The sequence below is a fragment of the Methylobacterium sp. WL116 genome (genome assembly GCF_008039455.1).
Classification (GTDB): Bacteria; Pseudomonadota; Alphaproteobacteria; order Rhizobiales; family Beijerinckiaceae; genus Methylobacterium.
In genome coordinates this window covers 1-3,029 of sequence record NZ_VRUV01000527.1, presented here as the reverse complement: position 1 = coordinate 3,029, position 3,029 = coordinate 1, and the positions used below count along the sequence as shown (strand labels likewise).

Here is a 3,029-nt window from a genome sequence, read left to right as displayed (position 1 = left end):
GGCAAGCGCGTGCGCCTCGATGCGGCGACGGGCGCGGTCGCGCTGAAGGAACGCGTCGCGGCGGTGGGCGGCACCGCCGACGTCGGCCCGGACCCGATCACCGCGATGAAGGCGGTGAAGAACCAGGCCGAGATCGCCGGCGCCCGCGCCGCGCACCGGCGCGACGGGGCGAGCGTGGTGCGCTTCCTCGCTTGGCTCGACGGGCAGGACGCGCCGAGCGAGATCGCCGCGGTGGAGGCGCTAGAGGATTTTCGCGCGGCCGGCGGGGATCTGCGCGACGTCTCGTTCCCCACGATCTCCGGCTCCGGGCCGAACGGGGCGATCGTGCATTACCGGGTGACGCGCGCCACCGACCGGAGGGCGGCGCCGGGCGAGCTGTTCCTGATCGATTCCGGCGCGCAATACCCCGACGGCACCACCGACATCACCCGCACGGTGGCGGTGGGCGCACCGAGCGCGGAGATGCGCGATCGTTACACCCGCGTGCTGCGCGGCCACGTCGCCATCGGCCGCGCGGTCTTCCCCAAGGGCACCACCGGCGCGCAGATCGACACCCTGGCGCGCCTGCCGCTCTGGGAGGCCGGCCTCGACTTCGACCACGGCACCGGCCACGGCGTCGGCGCCTTCCTGTCGGTGCACGAAGGCCCGCAGCGCATCGCCAAGACCGGGACGGTGGCGCTCGAGCCGGGCATGATCCTCTCCAACGAGCCGGGCTATTACCGGGCGGGCGCCTACGGCATCCGCATCGAGAACCTCGTCCTCGTCGAGCCCCGCACGGTGCCCGGCGGCGAGCGCCCGGTGCTCGGCTTCGAGACCCTGACGCTCGTCCCCTACGATCGCCGCCTGATCGTGCCGGAGATGCTGAGCCCGGACGCGCGCGCCTGGGTCGACGCCTACCACGCCCGCGTCCGCGACGTGTTGTCCGCCGACCTCGACCCGGAGACGCGGGCCTGGCTGGAGCGGGCGACGGCGGCGCTTTGAAGCGGATCGCACGCATCTCGGGAAGCGGCGCATGCCACCTCTATCGGGAAGGCGCATGGCGTTCTGGTGTCGGCACTTGTCGCTGCTCCGCCCCTGCCGACGATAGCGACGTGTTCCGACCGCCCCGTAATACCCTCTGCAACAACGCCCACCGCGAGCAGGCTTCCTCATGGACGACATGTGCCGTCCCGACACTTGGCCGGAGGTAGGTGCGCCTTGAATGGGATAGCACCCAGTGCTACCTCAACGCATGGCCCATGACGCTGCTGGCATCGAAGCCGGCGGAAGGACCGGGCGGATTTTCAGGACGGCCGTGTTCTCCCGCATGGCCCGAAAAGCGCGCGTCAAGGACTCGGAGCTGTGCGAGGCCATTCGCGAGGTGATGCGTGGGCAGGCGGACGACCTTGGCGGCGGGGTCTTCAAGAAGCGCCTGAACAAGAACATGCACCGCAGCATCATCCTCGCGAAGGGTGGCCGGCACTGGGTGTACGCATACCTCTTCGCCAAGAAGGACCGCGGAAACATCGACGACGATGAGCTACGGGATTTCAAGCTGCTCGCGAAGGCCTATTCCACTCTGAGCGATAAGCAGATCGATACGCTTCTCGCCGATAAAGACTTAGTAGAGATCTGTGATGACCGCCAAACGTAAGTACAAAAGTGACATTTCTGAGGCGATCCACTCCTCGGCATCGATGCTGCACAAGGTGGGAGCGCTCGATAAGCTCTCCATGCGTGATCTGGATGCTCGGCATCTCGTGGTGCCCGATGTGATCGACCCAGCACAAATCAAGCATATCCGCCTTGCGAACAATGTCAGCCAGCCGTTGTTCGCGCGCTATCTCAACACCAGCAAGAGCACGGTTGAGAAGTGGGAGACCGGCGCCAAGCGGCCAAGTGGCATGGCCCTTAAGCTTCTCGCGGTCGTGGAGAAGCACGGCATCGCAGTCCTGGCCTGAGCCACCACGCGTCAGCTCACGGCGGGCCCGCCGCGCCGAGATGCCTGGCAGCAAAGGCGTGTCACGGTTCTTCCGCAAAATGCCTTCGACCCAGCCATTGCCCGCATCGGCACGGATGGCGCCGGCCCGCACCTGCCGGCCATCGCCGAGAGCGGGAAGATCGGGCTGCCGCCTCGCGCGCCGATCAGCGACGTCACCAGGCATCGGCAGCAAGGCATCGCGAGCGACCACGTTTGGATAAAGCAGTCGATGTTGCGGGCGGGCGGCTTTCGCTCGTTCGACACAGCGGGACGCACGATCCAGGCCTTCGATGTCGTGCTCTGGCTGCGCAAAGGCTTCGGCTTCGCCGACGCGCGGACGATGAACGCGCGGAACCGGTCGCTCGCGCTCTGCTTGGGGCTTGCCCGGTCGATCATAGGGTGAGAGCGGGACCGCAGGGGTCGTTTCGCGTCTCGGATCCAAGACCTGGGTTACGTGCTCCGTTCCAACCTGTCGCAAGCCCACGATTTTACCCTCCGCCGGTTCGGGCCTATGAGGATGGCGGCGTGAAACCGTCGTCGTCGGTCGCGCGATAAGGACCGCATGATCCGCGCAGCCGCCCTCCTCCTGTCCCTGCTCGCGTGGCCGGTCGCGGCCCAGGGCTTCAAGCCGCCGGCCGACCTCGTGCGGGCGAGCCTCGCGGCGGAGCCCGCGGCGGTGGCGGGCGCCACGCCGTTCACCGTCGCCATCCGCATGGCGATGAAGCCGGGCTGGCACGTCTACTGGCGCAATCCCGGCGATTCCGGCCTGCCGCCGGAGGTGACCTGGACGCTGCCGGCGGGCTTCTCGGCCTCGGCGATCCAGTGGCCGGCGCCGCACCGCATCCCGATCGCGACGCTGATGAACTTCGGCTACGAGGGGGAGGCGATCCTGCTCGTGCGGGTCACGCCGCCGCCGAGCCTCGACCCGGCCGCGCCGGTGACGCTGGCGGGCAAGCTCACCTATCTCGTGTGCGAGACGGAGTGCATTCCCGGCTCGGCCGATCTCGCCCTGACGCTGCCGGTCGCGCGCGAGGCCACGGCCGATCCCGGCAACGTCGACCTGTTCGCC

Annotated in this window: 4 protein-coding genes and 1 pseudogene; all 5 read left to right on the top strand. The window is 68.3% G+C overall.

The features are described from left to right. The coding region (locus FV223_RS23980) for a M24 family metallopeptidase (RefSeq protein WP_147729323.1) at window positions 1–981 on the top strand (981 nt) is incomplete at its 5' end. Between the two features lie 250 nt (window positions 982–1,231). Beyond that, a complete protein-coding gene (locus FV223_RS23975) occupies window positions 1,232–1,633 on the top strand; it encodes a type II toxin-antitoxin system RelE/ParE family toxin (protein WP_147729322.1) in 402 nt (133 codons plus the stop codon). After that, entirely contained in the window at window positions 1,617–1,940 is a 324-nt protein-coding gene (locus tag FV223_RS23970; RefSeq protein WP_147729321.1) for a DNA-binding transcriptional regulator, read from the top strand. Before FV223_RS23975 ends, FV223_RS23970 begins: the two co-directional genes overlap by 17 nt. Window positions 1,941–2,004: 64 nt before the next feature. Beyond that, window positions 2,005–2,363 (top strand): annotated as a pseudogene (locus FV223_RS23965) (DDE-type integrase/transposase/recombinase); the annotation flags it as partial. A 159-nt stretch (window positions 2,364–2,522) separates the two neighbouring features. Further along, window positions 2,523–3,029 (top strand): protein-disulfide reductase DsbD domain-containing protein (locus tag FV223_RS23960; protein ID WP_281407467.1); only part of this gene is annotated, 507 nt, incomplete at its 3' end.